We start from the raw sequence: 19,087 nt of genomic DNA, 5'->3' as shown, positions 1-19,087 counted from the left end.
TCAGCCGTAGAGCAAACCACCCGTTCACACGGGTGGTTTTGATTTTTCCCCCGGTGCCTGTATCCTTTAAGTAGGTGAATCTTTATGAAGAAAATAATTGTTATCGGCGGAGGGATTGGCGGGCTTTCTGCGGCTTTAATGCTAGAAAGCAAAGGATTTTACGTTAAGCTGTTTGAAGCGGCCCGCCATCTGCAGCCAGTCGGGGCGGGGCTTGGCGTCGGTTCAAACGCTTTAAAAGCGCTGTACGAGGCAGGGATAGGAGCACAAATCGACAAGCTCGGCAACCCTCTAAAAATATTGGATTTTCGCGACTCATCCGACAGGCTTTTAAATGAAATGGATGTTGAGGCTCTTTCGAAAAAGGAAGGGGTAAACAGTGTCGCCATTCACCGGGCAGAGCTTCATGAGCAGCTGTATAGGGCGATTCGTCCGGGAACAATCGAATTAAATAAGAAATGCATTGCTTTTCGCCAATATGAAGAAAGCGCAGAAGTGACATTTGAAGACGGCTCCGTTGCTGAAGGTGACTATGTCATTGCGGCTGATGGCATCCATTCGCTATTTCGGCAAAAGTTGGTCCCGAATTCCGTGCCTCGTTATGCCGGATATACGTGCTGGAGAGGAGTTGTTGATGAGACTGATATTCCGTATGATAAGCAAACGTCAACGGAAATATGGGGGAAGGAAGGGCGCTTCGGCATTGTTCCGCTAAAAAATAAACGGGTCTATTGGTTTGCGTGCGTAAACGCAAAAAGGAACGATCAGAAGTATAGGCAATTTCGTGTGGAGGACGTTGCGCGGCATTTTGATTCGTTTTCTCCAAGAGTGTCCGAACTCATACGAGAAACTGACGATGGACGCCTGCTTCACCATGATATTTTGGACATTAAGCCGCTTAACCAGTTTGTGTTTGGGCGTATCATCTTGCTCGGGGATGCGGCACATGCGACAACGCCGAATATGGGGCAAGGGGCAGGCCAGGCGATTGAGGATGCCATTGTTCTAGCTAACTGTTTAAGCAGTCATAAAAATTTTCAAGACGCATTTAAAACGTATGAGAAAAAACGAATAAAGCGAACAAAGAAAATCATTACGATGTCAAGGCGGATTGGCGCCGGTGCACAGCTTGAAAACAAAACGGTGATATGGGTGCGGAACAAGTTGTTTAAATTTGTTCCAAAGAGCCTTCTAATAAAAAGGTTTCAGTTTGTGCATGAAACGGATTTGCGTGGAACGGAGTGATGAAAATTAAAGTCGGGTTAATTGGCTGCGGTGCAATCGGCCATTTTTTACTTGAGAAAATCAATCAGGAAAAGATTTTTCCCAATGTAGAAATTGTCTCTGTCCTTGATGAGAGGGAAAAGTCTCAGCCTAAATTGGCAAAGCTTGCGGATACGTACGATCTTTCTTTTTTCAGTGACGCGGATCGTTTTCTGAGTTTGGAAATGGATGTTGTTGTCGAATGCGCAAATGTCGAGGCAGTTCGGCATTATGCGCCGATCGTTTTAACGAAAAAGGATCTGCTGATTATAAGCGTGGGCGCGTTAGTTGACCGGGCATTCTACACAGAGCTTGAATCGATTGCAAAGGAGCATAACCGAAAAATGATCCTGCCTTCCGGAGCAATCGGCGGGCTCGATTTGATTCAAGCGGCAAAAGTGTCCGGCGGTCTCCAGGAAGTAACGCTCATTACGCGCAAGCCTGCTAAAGCTCTTCTCAGTGAAACGGTTGAAAAAGAAACGATCATTTTCAAAGGCAAGGCGAGTGAAGCCATTTCGAAGTTTCCTAAAAATATAAATGTCGCTATCATTCTCTCATTGGCGGGAATCGGCGTAAATGAAACGAACGTACAAATCGTCGCTGATCCCCAAATTGACAAAAACATCCATACGATAAAAGCGCGCGGGGATTTTGGAGAGTTTGAATTGCAGATTGCAAATCATGCCATGCCGGGCAATCCTAAAACAAGCTATTTAACTGCGTTAAGTATTTTGTCTTTGTTGAAATCAATGGGAGAACAAACAATTATAGGGTAATCGAAAAAAACAGCATTTCTGCTGTTTTTTGCATAGCTTTTTCGTAAAAGATTCGATAGATGTTAAAGATTTCATTTTTAATTCTCTCTCTTGAAAATCTAGCGTTTCATATTTTCAAATAGTAAGCAGAAATATACGGTTCTCCAATTATGTGAAGCGCAGATGCAAGGGTAGTTGTCATAGGGAAAAGATTAGTTATTTCAGTATAAAGGAGTCAAAAAGATTTCGTAAATTTTCAAATAAGAACAAATTATTCAAAAATAACTTGAGTATTAAAAAAGCTTATGATAATATCCTTTTAGGAATAAAGTGGTATACCATTTCAGTAGTGCATACATTAGGAAATTCATGACCTTCGAATGTCGCAAATTTTAAAAAAGTGGGGGAAATAGAGATGGTTTCAAAGTGATTATGAGGATGTAATTAAAAGGGCAAATAACACAATCTACGGACTGGCGGGTTCCGTATGGGGTAAAGATCTTGAGCTTGCCAAGTCGATTGCAGACCGGATTGAAACAGGTACGGTTTGGATTAATGAAGCACACGTTCTTTCGCCGAAATTCCCGTTTGGGGGACACAAACAATCTGGAATAGGTGTTGAGCATTCCCGAGATGGACTTGCGGAGTATACGAATACAAAGGTTGTAATGATTAAGAAAAAATAAGAGAAAAATATATGAGGGGGATTTATGATGAAAATTACTGCTGCAGTTGTCAATGGTACTAATGAAGATTACCAGCTTGAGGAATTAACACTTGGTGAACTTTATCCTGATGAAGTTATCGTAAAAATGGTTGCATCTGGCATTTGCCAATCAGATGAAGGAGTACGTAATGGTCGTTCAGTTTGTCCTTTGCCTGCTGTAATCGGTCATGAAGGCGCTGGTATAATTGAAAAAGTTGGCAGCGCGGTTAAAGGCTTTAATGTGGGTGATCAAGTGATAATGGCTTACAATTACTGTGGTACCTGTCCGAGTTGCCGTACAGGTCATCCTTCATCCTGTAATCAATGGACAACTCTAAATGTGAGCGGTGCCCGTGCGGATGGAAGTTATACTTTTTTTAAAACAGATGGGACACCGGTGTCGGGCTTTTTCTCACAAAGCTCCTTTTCCACATATACAATTACAAATGTAAATAACTTAATTAAAGTTGAGCCAGAAGTCGATTTGCGTTTCGTTGGTCCTCTAGGATGTGGTTTGTTAACGGGATTTGGCACTGTAGTGAATGGGTTACAAGCAAAAACCTCTTCATCCATTGCTGTATTTGGCACAGGAGGAGTTGGACTTGGGTCACTCATGGCAGCAAAAATTGAAGGTTGTTCAACGATAATCGCAATTGATATTCATGACGCTCGATTAGAAACAGCCAAAGAGCTTGGGGCAACACATACAATAAATAGCAGAACTGAGAATTTGGCGGAGCGTGTAGCAGAGATTACAGGCGGCTCAGGAGTTAACTATTCGGTCGATACTACAGGTATCCCATCAGTTATGAAGGCATCCATTGATGTTCTGGCAATTGGTGGTGTCAGTGCACCTGTAGCCGTATCAAAAGATTCAATGGAATTAAATACTTTTAGAGATTTAGCAATTAAAAATCGTAAGCTAATCGGTGTCTTAATGGGTGACGCAGTTCCGCAAATTGCGATTCCGCAGCTAATTCAATACTATAAAGAGGGAAAATTCCCATTTGATAAATTGGTGAAGTTTTATAAATTCAATGACATTAATCAAGCAGCTGCAGACTCTAATAGCGGGAAAACGATAAAACCAATATTAATTATCGATGAAAATTATCGTAAAGATGAACCATTGGTATTTAATAAATAACAAAATTTATATCTTATACTTGGGGTAGCGTCAAGAAATGTAGGTCCTGAGAGTACCCTATTTAAAATATTTTTCTTTTTGATATATTCTAGGGATAGTTGTCCATCGGTCGAATCCTCATTCTTTGGCTTAGGTGCCGTTTGAATTGGCTTTGTTTTCGCAAAGATAAAAAAAGACAGTATATAAAAAACAAGTCATTTTTTTACAGTAGGAAATACGCTTTGAAAGCAAAATCTGACCGCGCAGCCGCACTGGAAAAAGCGAAAGTTCCCGTCAACAATTCTTCACTTTTACTATAAAAAAATAGTAGCACAAACCATGACATGGTCTGTACTACTAAGTTAGTATGTTTAAAGCGATTGAATAAAATCTTCAATCTCCTTTTGGGTTTTTCGGTTTTTGCTTACGAAGCGGCCAAGCTCATTTCCGTTTTCATAGGCAATAAAGCTTGGAATGCCGAAAATATCCAACTCTGCACAAAGATCAATAAATTTGTCGCGATCAACCGAGAGAAATTCATATTCTGAAAATTTTTGTTCAATTTCAGGCAAGACTGGTTCGATAACCCGGCAATCTGGACACCAATCAGCTGTGAAAAGGAAGATATGTTTTCCTTGATCTTTTAATTGATTATATTCTTCGACTGATGATAGTTGTTTCACCTTGATCTCCTCCAACTGCGATATGATTTTGATAACTAAATTGTAGACGTAACGCTTGGTTTTTTCAAATTATGAAATTTGTTCACTCTCCATAAGCACTTTCCATCGGGTTGAATGGTTGCTCGAATGATTTCACCTTCAAAAGGGAATAAGTAGAATATTGAAATGTGGAGGTGTTTACAGGTGAGAGCAGTAACATTCCAAGGGACGAAAGATATACAAGTGGAAAAGGTGGAAGCTCCCTCAATTGAAAAACCTGACGATATGATTGTTAGAATCACATCAACAGCGATATGCGGCTCTGATCTGCATATGTACCTTGGTTCAATGATGACTGAAAAAGGGTTTATCTTAGGCCATGAACCAATGGGGATTGTCGAAGAAGTTGGATCCGATGTTACGAGGGTAAAGAAGGGAGACCGAGTTGTTATTCCATTCAATGTTGCTTGTGGGGGATGTTTCTACTGCAACAATGATATGGAAAGCCAGTGTGACAATGCCAACCCGAATCCTCACGTCGATTCGGGGGGCTATTTCGGTTATACTGCACGCTATGGCGACTATCTTGGTGGACAGGCAGAATATATGCGGGTGCCTTATGGCAATTTCACTCCATTTGTCGTTCCGGAATCATGCGAGCTGGAGGATGAAGCGTTACTGTTTATGTCTGACGTTTTACCGACAGCTTATTGGAGTGTCGAAAGTGCAAACGTTAAGCAAGGCGATACGGTTGTTGTTCTTGGCTGTGGCCCGGTCGGTTTAATGACGCAAAAATTTGCATGGATGAAAGGTGCAAAACGGGTCATCGCGGTGGATTATCTCCCGTACCGAATCGAAAAAGCTGTGAAAATGAATCAGGTGGAAGGACTTAACTTTGAGCAATTTGATGATATCGGAAACCATATTAAAGAGTTGACTCGCGGTGGTGCCGACATTGTCATTGATTGTGTCGGAATGGATGGCAAGAAATCAGCCGTTGAAATGGTTGAACAAAAGTTAAAGCTGCAAGGTGGAACGTTGAGCGCAATAGAAATTGCTAAAAATGCTGTACGGAAATATGGAACGATTCAACTTACAGGCGTCTACGGTTCAATTTATAATATGTTCCCGCTTGGCAACTTGTTTGAACGAAACATCACACTTAAAATGGGACAAGCTCCTGTTGTCCATTATATGCCAATGCTGTATGACATGATTACAAAAGGCGAACTCGATCCGACAGAAATCATCACGCACAAAATGCCGCTTGAACAAGCAAGTGCCGCTTACAAAATTTTTAACAACAAGGAAGATCGTTGTATCAAAGTTGTGTTAAAACCTTAAAAAAAGAAAAAACGCTCACCTTATTGATGAACGTTTTGCTTTGAGAAAGATTCTATCGCCTTATTGGCAAGTTGGGCTTTAATCATGTCTTCCATTGGAGGGTTATATAAGCCTTCCCTTACGTTCAAATAGTAGCGGTGCATCGGGTTTGAGGCGGATAAGGCTCGCGAACCAACGATTTTCATCGCTTTATCTACGATATTAATGGCCTTATGTGTCACTTCAATTTTTGTAATGTTAAGGGCTTCATTTAAATTTTCTTTATTATTGGCGTGCTCATACCGCTCGATTGTCCCATAAAGAAGATGCCTTGCGGTTGAGAGTTCCAGTTCCATTTCACCGATTGCTTGCCTGATGTTTGGCGTTTCTGCAATTGGTTTTCCGAGTGAAAGAGGAACATAAGACGCGGCGAACTTAACGGCGTAAGCTCTTGCAGCGGCGGCAATTCCAAGATAGCAAGCTGGAATATGGAGAAGCCAGCCCATCGCTTTTGGCTTTGCTTGCCCATGCTTTTTCAAAACATAGTCTTTAGGGATTCTCACATGATTCAAAACGAGCGTGTGGCTTGCTGTTCCTCTCATTGCCAACATGTCCCATGATTCATTGATGGAGACGCCTGGCGTTCCTCTCGGAATGACAACAGTGTCAACTTCTTCCTTTTCATTTGTTGCAGTGACAAGAAAATAATCAAGGACAGGTGAAAGGGAAGCATAAGTTTTTTCACCATTGATGATCAATTCTTCGCCATCTATGACGGATGTTGTTCGCGGCAATGCTCCACGGGTCGGACTTCCGGCATTGTTTTCCGTAGCCAATGTATTGATAAGGGCTCCTTTGCTTATTTCTTTTAGAAGCCAGTCGGCCGTAAGTCCTTGCCAGTGACGGTTTTCTGCGTATTCGAGGACGATTCCATTATGCCATCCAATCGATAAACCAGTGGAACCACAACCTTCCGATATCGCTTCTTGAGCGAGTATAAACTCGTACAACCCATATCCTTGGCCGCCGTATTCCTTTGGCAATGTTAATGTATGGTAATTGATTTTCTTTAAATTTTCGATATTTTTAAAAGGGAATGAGCCGAGCTCATCCAGTTCAGCTTCTCTTTCCTGAAAGACGGGTTGAAGCTCGTTTATTTTTTCAATTAGTCGTTTTTGTTCTTCCGTTTTTATAAAAGCATCCATGCACGTATCACCTTTCTTCATACGACGAAAAGAACCTCTCGCCAAAAAATGATGAGCGGCTCTTTTTCGTTTTGATTAAATTAGTTATTTTCCCAAGCTTCAGGCATGATAAACCCATCGTATTTATCTTCACCTTTTATATACGCTTCAAATTCTTGTGATTCATAAGCCGCTTTCAAATCTTTCGCCCATTGGCTGTCTTCATTTTCTTGATTAATTGATACAATAATCCGATGTTGTTCAGGTGTATTTTCTATTTTTAAAGCTTCGGTTATTTTTCGGCCTGCATTGGCAATATAGTTGCCGTTGACAACACCGAAATCGACATCATCAAGCGACACAAGAATTTGCGCAGGATCTAAAACTTTCACATCGATATCATACTTGCCTGGCTTGATACTATTAATGTTAAAGTCTACTGTTCCAGCATCTTCATTAACTTTGATCCATCCAAGTTCTTCAAGAATACGTGCTGCACGTTCTTGGTTCACTGGGTCATTTGGGAATGCAACCGTTGTTCCGTCTTGAACTTCATCTAATGAAGCGTGTCTTGTCGAATACAAACCTTGTGGGGCTGTTGGAACAAAAGCAATTCCCGTCATGTTCATGTTTTGTTCCTCGTTTATTCCTTCCATATATGCAGTGCTTTGAAAGATGCTCGCATCAATTGACCCTTCATCCATAGCGGGGTTCACTTGCATATTTTGTGAAAATGTTTTGATGTTTACTTTGTATCCTTTTTCTTCTAAAATAGGCAAAATCCCGTTTCGAAATTGATCTTCGTACGTACCGACACCAAATCCAACCGTAATTTCTTTCTTTTCTTCTTTATTTCCTGAAGCTTCTTTGTCTTTATTACCACAGGCTGCGGCAGTTACCAATAAGAAAGCTGAAAGCATGACGATGAATAGTTTTTTCATTGTTCAATCCCCTTCTTCTTTAATGCTTAGTTAACCAATAGGAATAATAAAACAGTACCATCATTTCATTTTTTCGTCAAACGTTTTATTGTCATCGCGTGAATTGACAGGTTTGAAGAAAAAAGGTACGATACTTTTTGAATAAATCATATAAGAATACTTTGCATTTTGAATGAACGACGTGAATAATCGTTGGCATATACTATTCAAAATGAATTTGAGGGGTTAACTCATGATTGAATTAAAAAATATAACAAAAGTTTATAAGCGGAAAAATACATCGATTACCGCTTTGAAAAACGTAGATTTGAAAATTGAAAAGGGAGAAATCTTTGGAGTCATCGGCTATAGTGGTGCTGGAAAAAGTACGTTAATTCGTCTCGTGAATTACCTCGAAAAGCCAACTGAAGGACAGGTCATCATTGAGGGAACCGATCTTTCTTCTTACACGACGAATCAACTTCGGGAAAAAAAGAAAGATATCGGAATGATTTTTCAGCATTTCAATTTACTAGAATCAAAAACAGTCTTTGATAATGTGGCATTGCCACTCGTTCTCAGTAAAAGAAAAAAACAAGAAATAAATGAAAGAGTCAATGAGCTATTGTCTTTTGTCGGCTTAGAAGATAAAGCGAAAAACTATCCAAATGAACTTTCGGGAGGACAAAAACAGAGAGTAGGAATCGCCCGGGCGCTTGCTTCGAACCCATCCATTTTACTCTGCGATGAAGCGACATCTGCACTCGATCCACAAACAACGGATTCGATTCTTAATCTATTAAAGAAAATTAATGAAGAATACAATATTACGATGTTGATCATTACACATGAAATGGATGTTGTGAAACAAATTTGCCATAAAGTGGCTGTGATGGAAAAAGGCGAAATTATCGAACAAGGGCCTGTTATTGAACTGTTCGGCAATCCGCAGCATCCTACGACAAAAAGCTTCGTTCGGACTGTCATTAAAAATGAAATTCCGAATCGTGTGAAACAGGCAATTAAAACAGGGGAAAACCACCGTTTGCTTAGGCTTGATTTTATGAATCAAAGCACATCTGAACCAGTCATTAACGAAATGATTGAATCAATCGGGGTTAAAATTAATATCCTCTACGCGAATACAACTGAAATTCAAGAGGCATTACTCGTTACGATGATTGTTCAGTTAGAAGCTGAGGCCCTTCAACTAGACGAAGCGGTTCGTTTTCTTGAGAAGAATCATGTAGTTGTTAAGGAGGTTCGTTCATCATGATTTCTACTTCGATCACGTCTGATCAATTTATGTTAGCCATTTACCAAACGATTCACATGGTAAGCATTTCTTTGCTTCTTGGTTCGATTATCGGCATTCCACTTGCCGTACTTTTGGTCGTCACAAAACCGGGAGGGGTTATCGAAAATAAATGGATATACGGGATTTTAAACCCGATTATTAACATTATCCGCTCTGTTCCTTTTATTATTTTGCTTGTAGCCATCATTCCTTTTACAAAATTGATTGTCGGGACTTCAATCGGTACAAGTGCCGCGATTGTACCTTTAACAATTTATATTGCCCCCTATATCGGCAGGCTCGTTGAAAATTCGCTTCTTGAAGTCAATCCGGGAATTATCGAAGCCGCAGAAGCAATGGGGGCAACACCCTATCAAATTATACGTTATTTTCTATTGCCCGAAGCCTATGGTTCGCTTATTTTAAGTATTACAACAGCAACGATCGGCCTAATTGGCGCTACTGCAATGGCTGGCGCAGTCGGCGCGGGCGGCATCGGGGACTTGGCGATCGTTTATGGGTATCAGCGATTTGACACGTTTGTTGTCGTTTCTACTGTGATCGTACTCGTCATATTTGTACAAGGAATCCAATCATTAGGGAATGTTCTTGCACGCAAGGCGAGAAGAAATTAAAATAAGAAAAATTAAGACATATTTCCTGGGCAATATGTCGAAAAAGTAGGCTAATCCAATTCATTGTATATTTTACCGTGTCGAAGAACTTCATAGATTGCTTTTCCATCACTGGCCCAATTGTTGGCATACTGGATTGGCAAAAGCGAGAAGAAGATGAAGTAAATCGAGAAATAAACAAATTGATAAAAGAAAAGATGCTTTTGAAAAATGCCGAAATGGATCAAGCCGTTCACAACAAAGATGGAAGAAAGGTTGAAGATGGAACCACCTGCATAAATCAGTGCGTGTTTCCATCTTTTTTCATTTCGTATTGAGTCATATTTGCAGGAAGCATTGATAAAATAAAGATGGCGAATTTGTACGTGCTTTACTTTTATTAGTTTTCTTCCACTGCCAATTTCCACCTTTGGCTTCGCTCCAAAAAGAAAAGCGAAAAAAGCATGTCCGGCAATATGGATGATAATTGTAAGGGGAAGTGTAATAAAAAAAGCCCAAGCGAATGTTCCCATATCATGAAGTGTAAACATGATGCATCTCCTTATGTTAGAGACATTTTTAACAAGATCCTTCCCTTTATCGATTACATCATAAACCTCATATTAAAATGTCGTAAATCTTGTGGTTTTTTGTATGGCGTATATGATCCGCTGAAGAGGTGTCAATGTGTCTTGGTATTTGTCAAAGCCTAAGGTAAAATCTCCATTTTCGTTGTTCCAAAGTTTGTTAAAATAATCGTTCGTTTCCCTCGTAATGGAAGAGTTGAGAGGGGCTGAAATTTTGACGTTTGTTTCGAGATTAAGATCGTCAAGATTCCGAGCGGTGAAATTTGTCGAACCTCCTATTATGACGGCTTGATTTTGTTTTCTTATATACATCAATTTTGGATGATATTGTTCGTTTGTTGTGTTATACCATCGAATATTGATTTTTCCGCTTGATTTTTCGTTAAATTCGCGAGCGACGGGTCGATTTGGCAATCCACTTTTTTTATTGCCGAACGCATTTTCATTCGGGTCTAAAATCATCTTGATGTTGACTCCGCGCTCAGATGCCGAATAGATGGCATCTATTACTTTTCTTTCGGCAATATAGAACATTCCAAGCCATAACTCGTCGCCAGCCTTAGTTTCTTTAATTTCTTGCAGGACATGTTTTAACACCTTTCCTTCTGTGAGTAATTGAACGGTATGGTCGCCCTCGGGCTTCTCGACACTTGAGGCGGAAGGCAGTTGAGGTCCATTGGAATAGGAGGCTACTGCTTGTTCAGACGCCAATAGATCACGAATGATTGATCCTTTTAATTCGAACGCGATGTTTGAGTGGTAGGCGCTTGCATCGTGTGGATTTCCGGAAAGAACGAGGGCTGTTTTATCTGTCACAACTGTTTTGCGATGATTTGCCTTAATGTTAAATAGTTTTAAATATGAGCGTAATGTCATATCCGGGGCTTGATTGGCCATCATATTTGGAAGCCAGCCTTGGCCTTCCTGGCCAAAAGGCTTGAAAAACATACGCCAAAAAGCTGAGTAAAGTGGGATGGAATCACGCAGTTTATCCAAATCGGAAAAAACGATCTGAATACCGGCTTCTTTTAGCTTCTCGAATTGTTCATTTTTATGAGAGTTGTAAGACGTATTTATTTCATCTGTAATTAAGACAATTGGCATGTTCGGATTTTTTCTCTTTTTCTCAATTAGCTTGTGAGTCAATGTTTCACTTAGCGGGGGAAAATTTAACTCCTTATCGTAATAGCCGTTGTATAAAAAGAAATCTAAAACGATAAACTGTTCCGCTTCATTGATTGTGTTAAAAACTTGCTTAAAAATTTGTTGGTCAACCTTTATTTCTTTTCCGTCTTTATATGTCAAATCAAATAGAAAACGAATATCTTCTTCTGTTGCGTTGTGAATTTTTCCTTCATAGGATAATCCTTCAGGAAGTGGCTTTTTTATTTGATAAATCATGGTCATGATATAAATCAGCAAAAAAGTGCTAATAAGTAAGATGAATATTTTTCTTTTGTTTACTTTATCCATTGCCGCATCTCCAATCCGTAATTAGAAGTCTATTCCCTGCATCTGTTTTTTAAAAACTTGCAAATAAATTCTTGGAATCAGTCGCTGGATCGTTAATAATTTATGTAAAAGAAAAAATAGGAGGGGAATCGTATGTTCGATCTCGCAATTATCGGCGGAGGGATCGTTGGGTTGTCCACTGGGATGTCCTTTCTTAACCGTTTTCCAAATTCCCGTATCGTGATTATTGAAAAAGAAACGGATTGGGCGACGCATCAAACGGGGCATAATAGCGGTGTTATCCATTCTGGCATTTATTATAAACCTGGCAGTTTCAAAGCTAGATTCGCTAAAGAAGGAAATAAAGCAATGGTAGATTTTTGTGAAAAACATGGCATTACCTATGATGTATGCGGAAAAGTAATAGTAGCAGCTGAGAAGGCGGAGCTTCCGCTATTAGACAGGCTTTATGAACGGGGATTACAGAATGGGCTCCAAGTCAGAAAGGTTGATAGCAGCGAATTAAAAGAAATTGAACCGCATGTTAATGGATTGGGTGCGATTCAAGTAAAAGATAGCGGCATCGTCGATTACGTTCAAGTGGCTCATAAGTTTGCAGAGCTTATAAGAGACGGAGGAGGCGAATTGCGCTTATCGACAACCGTTGAGAAAATCGCCGAGACGGAAAATGAAGTAGTGATCGAGACAAACCGCGGAACCATTCATTCTCGCTTTCTCGTAAATTGCGCCGGCCTGCAAAGCGATCGAATTGCAAGAATGGCAGGTCTGTATACGGATATGAAAATAGTACCTTTCCGAGGGGAATACTACACGCTCTCACCTGAAAAGCGCTATCTCGTAAACCATTTAATCTATCCAGTGCCGAATCCCGATTTCCCGTTTTTGGGGGTTCATTTTACGAGAATGATAAACGGCGAAGTGCATGCGGGACCGAATGCAGTTCTCGCTTTTAAACGGGAAGGGTATTCAAAGCAAAACATTGATGTGAAAGACTTAGTGGAGGTATTGTCATATTCTGGATTTTGGAAATTGGCAATGCCAAATATGAAAGAAGGAATGAAAGAATTAATCCGTTCTTTCAGCAAAAAAGCTTTTCTTAATAGTTTGAGGAGGCTTATTCCTGAGCTGAATGAAAGCGACATTGTTCCGACAGAAGCTGGGGTGAGGGCTCAGGCACTTAAGCATGACGGAAGTATGGTAGATGATTTCGCGATCTTTCCGGGAAAAAGCTCGCTGCACGTCTGTAATGCACCATCGCCAGCAGCCACAGCATCAATCATGATCGGAAATGAGATTGTCAACCGGATATCAGAACGCATAGCAGGCAGGACGCATGTGCAAGTTACCATGTAATCATCAGGCATTGTTTGATATACTAAACTAAACTGAGGCATCGTTCAGTTGTCCACATTGAAGAGTACTGGAGGAAGGGCTATGGGGAAATCGATCGCTTTTGACTCGATTCAGCCGTTAATCGAAAAGATTATAACGAATATTGAAAAAGTTATTATTGGCAAACGTGAAGTAGTCGAGCTGAGCTTAACAGCGCTGCTTGCAGAAGGCCACGTGTTGCTTGAAGATGTACCAGGTGTTGGCAAAACATTGCTTGTTCGGACATTGGCCAAATCTGTAAGTGCAGAGTTTAACCGGATTCAGTTTACTCCTGACTTGCTTCCTTCTGATTTAACAGGTCTTTCCATCTATAACCAGCAAGAGCAAACATTCGTATTTAAAGAAGGCCCATTAATGGGGCATATCATTCTTGCGGATGAAATTAACCGGACATCGCCTAAAACACAATCCGCTCTGCTTGAAGGAATGGAAGAAGGAAGTGTTACTGTAGATGGAACGACGCACATGCTCCCCCATCCATTTTTTGTTATGGCAACGCAAAATCCGATTGAATATGAGGGAACCTATCCGTTGCCAGAAGCCCAGCTTGATCGATTTCTTTTAAAATTAAACATGGGTTACCCGACACATGAAGAAGAAATTGAAATGATGAATCGCTTCGAACGGACCCATCCGTTTGACGAGGTATCTTCTGTTATTGCCCTTTCTGAATTAGTGAAGATGCAAAGGAACGTAAAAGAGATATTTATCGATAGGGCGATTAAGCATTACATTGTTGACGTCGTAAACGAAACGAGAAATCACCCATTTGTTGCGCTTGGCGTGAGTCCGAGAGGATCGCTTTCGTTAATGAGGGCATCACAGAGTCTTGCTTATATACGTGGCCGTGATTACGTCATTCCCGATGATGTAAAATATTTGATTCCACATGTATTTACGCACCGGATTGTGCTTCATTCAGAAGCAGCCTTCTCAGGAAAAATAGCGGAGGAAGTGATTGTTGAACTAATTGAGAAAATCCCCATCCCTGTTATGAAGGAACGTCACCTTTCATGATAAAACGCGCGGTGAAATGGCTATTCATCTTACTCCTTGCAGTGATGATGTATGCTTATGCCATGTTTCAAGGTGGTTTTGTCAGCTGGTTTCTTTTTTACAGCGTCATGCCGCTTTTCATTTATGCATTCATTATTGCAATTTTTCCGCTAAGAAACATTCAAATTGAGAGGACGTTTTCATCTGATTTATTGCAAGCTGGGCAACCATTAGAAGTGACGCTACACATTCGAAAGTCTTATTTTCCATTGTTTTACGTCATTATTGAAGATTGCATGACGAGTAGATTGAAGAAGCATGTGACAGCACAAGAGGGAACAAAGGCTTTATTTTTCCCCTTTTTTAAACGAAACATGCACTACACGTATCACATTCCTTCACTTCCGCGGGGAGATCATTTGTTCACAAATGTTACGATAAAAACTGGGGACTTGTTCGGATTTGTTGAAAAAAAAATAACAATCAAAAAGAAACAGCCGCTGTTTGTATTTCCAAAAGTCCAAAAGATTGATTGGAAACTTGCAAGCCAAGGGTTTTCGGGAACGTCCAATTCGTTCATGCGGAGAACAAAGAATGAAGCGTCTGTCGTTGTTGGGGTTCGTGATTATGTTGCTGGCGATCGCATGTCATGGCTTGATTGGAAGGCCACAGCAAAGCGCAACAAACTGTTGACGAAGCAATTTGAACAACATGCAAGCGATCGTGTTGTTTTATTTTTGGATGATAGTCAAGAAAGTTATAAAAAGAATGAGGAAGATTTATTTGAAGAGGCTGTTAGTCTTTCTGCGTCTCTCGTGGCTGCAGCCATTCGAAACGGGAATTCCGTTGTTCTGCCTTCACTGGCTGAATTGGAACAATCGCACATTCGGGTGGTTGGCCACCGCGATTATGAGCGGCAACTATACTATTTATTAGGGAAAGTAGAAGCGAATCGCCAGATGTCATTTGCGGAACACGTTAGGCAAGCTGCTGTTCATTATTCAAAAGGATATAATTATGTATTTATTACAACAAAAATATCAGATGAGCTGGTCATGCAATGTAAACAATTTGTCTTTAAAAACATTCAAGTTGATGTTTTTTTTATTGCGCATGCAAAAGCGGGAAAAGAGCGGCAAATTATTGAGTCATCTGTAAACAAGATGAAAGCGTTAGGTGTGAATGTGTACGTGATTTGGCACGAGGAGCCGAAACGAAGGAAAGAGGCGGGTGATAAAGGTGAAGCAATTAAAAAGTAAACGGCCTGACTTCTATTCATTTATCCTGTTTTTACTTGGTTTCTTTTTGTTTTGGGAGTGGCTCTTGCCCCTTCAGGAAGTCGGCCAGATTGCCTCTTTCCGCATCCTTCTTTTGTTTACGGTTTTTGTGTTTCTTCTATCCTATTTGAACGCTCCAGTTTGGTTGACGATTCCGTTTAATTTAATTGCAATCTTGTTCGTAATCCATCATACGTATTTTTCTGGATCCATTTTTAAACTTCAATGGTTGGAATCGTTTCTATCACAACTTAATGATTTATTTCGTTCGCTTGTTAGCGGAAATTTCGATTCAATCGGCGACGTGTCGCGGACATTTTTATTTTTGTTGCTCTTATGTTTAATCGGTTATTTGATGAAACAATGGCTCATTAAGCGCCGCAATGCGTTTCTTTTTTTATTTATGACGATTATTTACGTTACAGTCATTGATACATTTACGCCATATGATGCACGATTTGCAATTATCCGGATTGTTGTCATGGGTTTTATTTTAATCGGTTTGCTTCAAGTGGCAAAAATTCAAGAAAATGAAGGATTTGGTCCACGCCTTCGCTTTCCCGTAACCTGGTTTGGTTTAGTTGTCGTCATGATTCTCACCGCTTCATTAGTTGGCATCGCAGCTCCAAAGGCTGAACCTCAATGGGAAGATCCCGTTCCGTTTATTAAAAGTTTGGCAAATATGGAGGATGAAAATGGTTTAAATGGCCAAACTAAAAAAATAGGGTATGGCACAAATGACGAGCATCTTGGCGGTCCGTTTGAACTTGATACGACACCAGTCTTTTACGCTGATAGCGATACAGAACATTATTGGCGTGCCGAAACCAGGGATGTTTACACAGGTAAGGGTTGGACATCATCAAGAGAAGAAACGAAGCCGTTTTACGGAACATCCAAAACGTTATACGAAGAAAATGCTAAAATTGAAGAAAAAGAAGCAAACATTCAAATGACTGGCCTGTTATCCTACCCCTTTCTTTTTTACCCGGGGCAGTTAAAAAAAGTTAAGACGCCCGACATTCACGCTACATTCGAAGAAGATAGGCAATCTGGAAAAATTTCTACGAAAAAAAACGGCAGGAACTATACGTTGAAAGAATATACCCTCACTTACGATGATCCGACATTCTCAATCGATGAGTTGAAAAAAAGTGACGGGCTCTCGTATCCAGAGGAAATTCAACAAACCTATTTGCAGCTGCCGGATACATTGCCAAATCGTGTGGAAAAGCTTGCGAGAGAAGTGACAGCGGACAGCGAGACGTCTTATGAGAAAGCAAAAGATATTGAATCTTACTTTAGCAGAAATGGGTTTGAATATGATACGAAAAATGTTGCCATTCCGGGAGAAAAAGACGATTACGTTGACCAGTTTTTATTTGAAACGAAAAAAGGCTACTGTGATAATTTTTCATCCTCTATGGTTGTCATGTTAAGGAGCATTGGGATACCTGCAAGATGGGTAAAAGGTTTTACAGAAGGAGATTTCAAAGAAATCCTTGCTGACGGAAAAAAACGGCATTTAATTACGAATAAAAATGCCCATTCATGGGTTGAAGCGTATTTTCCGGGTTCAGGGTGGGTGCCATTTGAACCGACAAGAGGTTTCCAAAACCCATTTCAATTTATCAGCACGTTTGAAAGTACTGCAGCTCAAATCGAAAATAGACAAGTACAAGATGAAAAAGAAGAAGAAAAAAATGAAGTTCAGCATAATGAAAATGGACAAGAAAGGGAAACGATCTTCCCTAGGATAAACCTCCCGGCTCTTCTTGCTATAGTAGGGGCGGTATTGCTTATTGGCCTGTTATTTATGAAATACTACCGGAGTCTTGCCAGGCAGTGGGTTCTTCGCAAGTATTCAAACCGATTTGGTGAATCTAAATTTTTCGATGCGTATAAAAGTCTTCTTTGGCTATTTGATATGCATGGCTACAAGCGGGAGCCCCATCAAACATTAAGAGAATTTGCCTTTGAAATTGATGAAAAACTTGGTAATCACTTTATGATGAAATTGACGAAGGTTTATGAAGAAAAACTTTATTCGTCTAAAAAAGAGGAGTATAATTGGCCGGAAATAGAAAAATTGTGGAAAAATTTAATTAAAAAGCTCTCGTATTGACCATCGAACATGTGATTGATAGAATAAACGCAATTAATGAAACGTTGAATTAGAAGAAAGTGGTGTGGTATATGCAAGATTTTATTCAAAATGCGATTAATGAAATACGCGAGACAGTCGGTGATAAAAAGGTCATTTGTGCGTTAAGCGGCGGCGTTGATTCCTCTGTTGTGGCCGTGCTTATCCATGAAGCAATCGGTGATCAATTGACATGCATCTTCGTTGACCACGGGCTGCTAAGGAAGGGCGAAGTGCAAAGTGTGATGAAAACGTTCCGCGAAGGCTTCGACATCAATGTCATTCAAGTCGATGCGAAAGATCGCTTTCTATCCAAGCTCGCAGGTGTAACGGACCCTGAAGAAAAAAGAAAAATTATCGGAAATGAATTTATTTATGTATTCGAAGAAGAAGCGAACAAGCTTCAAGACATCGAATTTCTTGCGCAAGGAACGATTTATGCCGATGTTGTTGAAAGTGGGGCAAATAATGCAAAGCTAGTGAAATCGCACCATAATGTCGGCGGATTGCCTGAACGGATGAACCTTAAATTGATCGAGCCACTTAAAACTTTATACAAAGATCAAGTGAGGGAAGTTGGAAAAGGACTTGGGCTTCCGGACGAAATCGTCATGCGGCAGCCGTTCCCAGGACCGGGGCTTGGCGTCCGTGTTATCGGTGAAATTACAGAAAAGAGACTCGAAATCGTACGGGAGTCTGATGCGATTTTACGAGAAGAGATCAAAGAGGCGAACCTCGATCGGGAAATTTGGCAATACTTTACCGTCCTTACAAACATTCGAAGCGTGGGGATGACAGACTCAGCACGCACATACGATTATACTGTCGGCATTCGCGCCATACACTCCACAGACGGGATGACTGCTGATTGGGCAAGGATACCTTACGATGTGTTGGAAAAAATATCAAAACGGATTGTCACTGAAGTTCCACATGTCAACCGGATCGTTTATGACATTACAACGAAGCCTCCAGCTACAATTGAGTGGGAATAAAAAGCTAACTTGATTTAAAGAGAGAACGCCTATTTGACAGCATTTGTCCTAAGTTAAAATGGACAAAATAAGTTAAAAATAAGATATTTCCCTGCCAAAAACCCTGCCAATAAAACATTTTGGCGGGGAATTTTGTTTTTACACTGAATTTTGGCAGGGATTGTTTTTTTTGTATCCGGATTAAAATTAATTTAAATGTATGTTAAAGTATAGGACCAATTAGCTGAAGAAGGAAATAGAAATTAAAAGTAGAATTTATTTTATAAGGATTGTTATTCCGAGTCAGAATAGTTAAACAACGATTGATTAATTAGCCCAGCGGTAATATGTCAACACCTGAAAACTAGAGAATTGGAAATTAAATCTTAAAAAAGCTA

General features: G+C 40.2%; 15 protein-coding genes and 2 pseudogenes. 12 read left to right on the top strand and 5 right to left on the bottom strand.

The genetic code is table 11. The features are described from left to right. Positions 1-84: 84 nt before the first annotated feature. The 4 genes and pseudogenes from DCC39_RS16985 (at position 85) to DCC39_RS16970 (ending at position 3,868) form a co-directional block, all read left to right on the top strand. Positions 85-1,242 (top strand): FAD-dependent monooxygenase, encoded by a 1,158-nt coding sequence (locus DCC39_RS16985; protein WP_116556092.1) that lies wholly within the window; start codon positions 85-87, stop codon positions 1,240-1,242. Then, positions 1,242-2,036, top strand: a complete 795-nt coding sequence (gene nadX, locus DCC39_RS16980) for an aspartate dehydrogenase (protein WP_240613686.1) — start codon at positions 1,242-1,244, stop codon at positions 2,034-2,036. The genes DCC39_RS16985 and nadX overlap by 1 nt, the downstream gene beginning before the upstream one ends. A gap of 416 nt (positions 2,037-2,452) precedes the next feature. Then, positions 2,453-2,701 (top strand): annotated as a pseudogene (locus DCC39_RS19900) (aldehyde dehydrogenase family protein); the annotation flags it as partial. A 27-nt stretch (positions 2,702-2,728) separates the two neighbouring features. Continuing rightward, positions 2,729-3,868 (top strand): NAD(P)-dependent alcohol dehydrogenase, encoded by a 1,140-nt coding sequence (locus DCC39_RS16970; RefSeq protein ID WP_116556091.1) that lies wholly within the window; start codon positions 2,729-2,731, stop codon positions 3,866-3,868. A 350-nt stretch (positions 3,869-4,218) separates the two neighbouring features. Here the strand turns inward: DCC39_RS16970 and DCC39_RS16965 are convergent, their stop codons facing one another. Next, positions 4,219-4,530, bottom strand: coding sequence for a thioredoxin family protein (locus DCC39_RS16965; protein ID WP_116556090.1), 312 nt, complete (start codon positions 4,528-4,530; stop codon positions 4,219-4,221). 183 nt (positions 4,531-4,713) lie between these two features. Between DCC39_RS16965 and DCC39_RS16960 the strand changes: the two genes are divergently transcribed. Beyond that, a complete protein-coding gene (locus tag DCC39_RS16960) occupies positions 4,714-5,853 on the top strand; it encodes a zinc-dependent alcohol dehydrogenase (RefSeq protein WP_116556089.1) in 1,140 nt (379 codons plus the stop codon). Between the two features lie 20 nt (positions 5,854-5,873). On the opposite strand, the gene DCC39_RS16955 is transcribed toward DCC39_RS16960, so the two are convergent. Beyond that, positions 5,874-7,037 carry an acyl-CoA dehydrogenase family protein gene (locus DCC39_RS16955; RefSeq protein WP_116556088.1) on the bottom strand — a complete coding sequence of 388 codons (1,164 nt, stop codon included), beginning with the start codon at positions 7,035-7,037 and terminating at the stop codon, positions 5,874-5,876. Between the two features lie 80 nt (positions 7,038-7,117). Beyond that, on the bottom strand, positions 7,118-7,957 hold the full coding sequence (locus DCC39_RS16950) for a MetQ/NlpA family ABC transporter substrate-binding protein (RefSeq protein ID WP_116556087.1): 840 nt from the start codon (positions 7,955-7,957) through the stop codon (positions 7,118-7,120). Between the two features lie 232 nt (positions 7,958-8,189). Here DCC39_RS16950 and DCC39_RS16945 point away from each other — a divergent pair, with 232 nt between their 5' ends. Next, entirely contained in the window at positions 8,190-9,212 is a 1,023-nt protein-coding gene (locus DCC39_RS16945; RefSeq protein WP_116556086.1) for a methionine ABC transporter ATP-binding protein, read from the top strand. After that, positions 9,209-9,868: a methionine ABC transporter permease gene (locus tag DCC39_RS16940; RefSeq protein ID WP_116556085.1), complete on the top strand. Its 660-nt coding sequence runs from the start codon at positions 9,209-9,211 to the stop codon at positions 9,866-9,868. The genes DCC39_RS16945 and DCC39_RS16940 overlap by 4 nt, the downstream gene beginning before the upstream one ends. A 50-nt stretch (positions 9,869-9,918) precedes the next feature. Here DCC39_RS16940 and DCC39_RS16935 read toward each other — a convergent pair whose 3' ends face one another. Together DCC39_RS16935 and DCC39_RS16930 are read right to left on the bottom strand one after the other, a co-directional pair. Then, positions 9,919-10,398 carry a hypothetical protein gene (locus tag DCC39_RS16935; RefSeq protein ID WP_116556084.1) on the bottom strand — a complete coding sequence of 160 codons (480 nt, stop codon included), beginning with the start codon at positions 10,396-10,398 and terminating at the stop codon, positions 9,919-9,921. Positions 10,399-10,470: 72 nt separating this feature from the next. Continuing rightward, complete coding sequence (locus DCC39_RS16930; RefSeq protein WP_116556083.1) at positions 10,471-11,907, bottom strand: phospholipase D family protein; 1,437 nt, start codon at positions 11,905-11,907, stop codon at positions 10,471-10,473. 132 nt (positions 11,908-12,039) lie between these two features. Between DCC39_RS16930 and lhgO the strand changes: the two genes are divergently transcribed. From lhgO to guaA, 5 genes and pseudogenes are all read left to right on the top strand, one after another. Next, a complete protein-coding gene (gene lhgO / locus DCC39_RS16925) occupies positions 12,040-13,260 on the top strand; it encodes an L-2-hydroxyglutarate oxidase (protein WP_116556082.1) in 1,221 nt (406 codons plus the stop codon). An 81-nt stretch (positions 13,261-13,341) separates the two neighbouring features. Next, complete coding sequence (locus tag DCC39_RS16920) at positions 13,342-14,316, top strand: AAA family ATPase (protein ID WP_116556081.1); 975 nt, start codon at positions 13,342-13,344, stop codon at positions 14,314-14,316. Continuing rightward, the gene (locus DCC39_RS16915) at positions 14,313-15,554 is read left to right on the top strand and encodes a DUF58 domain-containing protein (RefSeq protein ID WP_116556080.1); all 1,242 of its coding nucleotides are present in this window, start codon (positions 14,313-14,315) and stop codon (positions 15,552-15,554) included. Before DCC39_RS16920 ends, DCC39_RS16915 begins: the two co-directional genes overlap by 4 nt. Continuing rightward, on the top strand, positions 15,535-17,697 hold the full coding sequence (locus DCC39_RS16910; protein WP_116556079.1) for a transglutaminase family protein: 2,163 nt from the start codon (positions 15,535-15,537) through the stop codon (positions 17,695-17,697). Before DCC39_RS16915 ends, DCC39_RS16910 begins: the two co-directional genes overlap by 20 nt. A gap of 65 nt (positions 17,698-17,762) precedes the next feature. Further along, positions 17,763-18,710 (top strand): annotated as a pseudogene (gene guaA / locus DCC39_RS16905) (glutamine-hydrolyzing GMP synthase); the annotation flags it as partial. Between the last annotated feature and the right edge of the window lie 377 nt (positions 18,711-19,087).

The sequence above is a fragment of the Pueribacillus theae genome, assembly GCF_003097615.1.
Classification (GTDB): domain Bacteria; phylum Bacillota; class Bacilli; order Bacillales; family UBA6769; genus Pueribacillus; species Pueribacillus theae.
The sequence above is the reverse complement of the archived record's forward strand: the minus strand, read 5'-3'. Positions and strand labels throughout refer to the sequence as shown.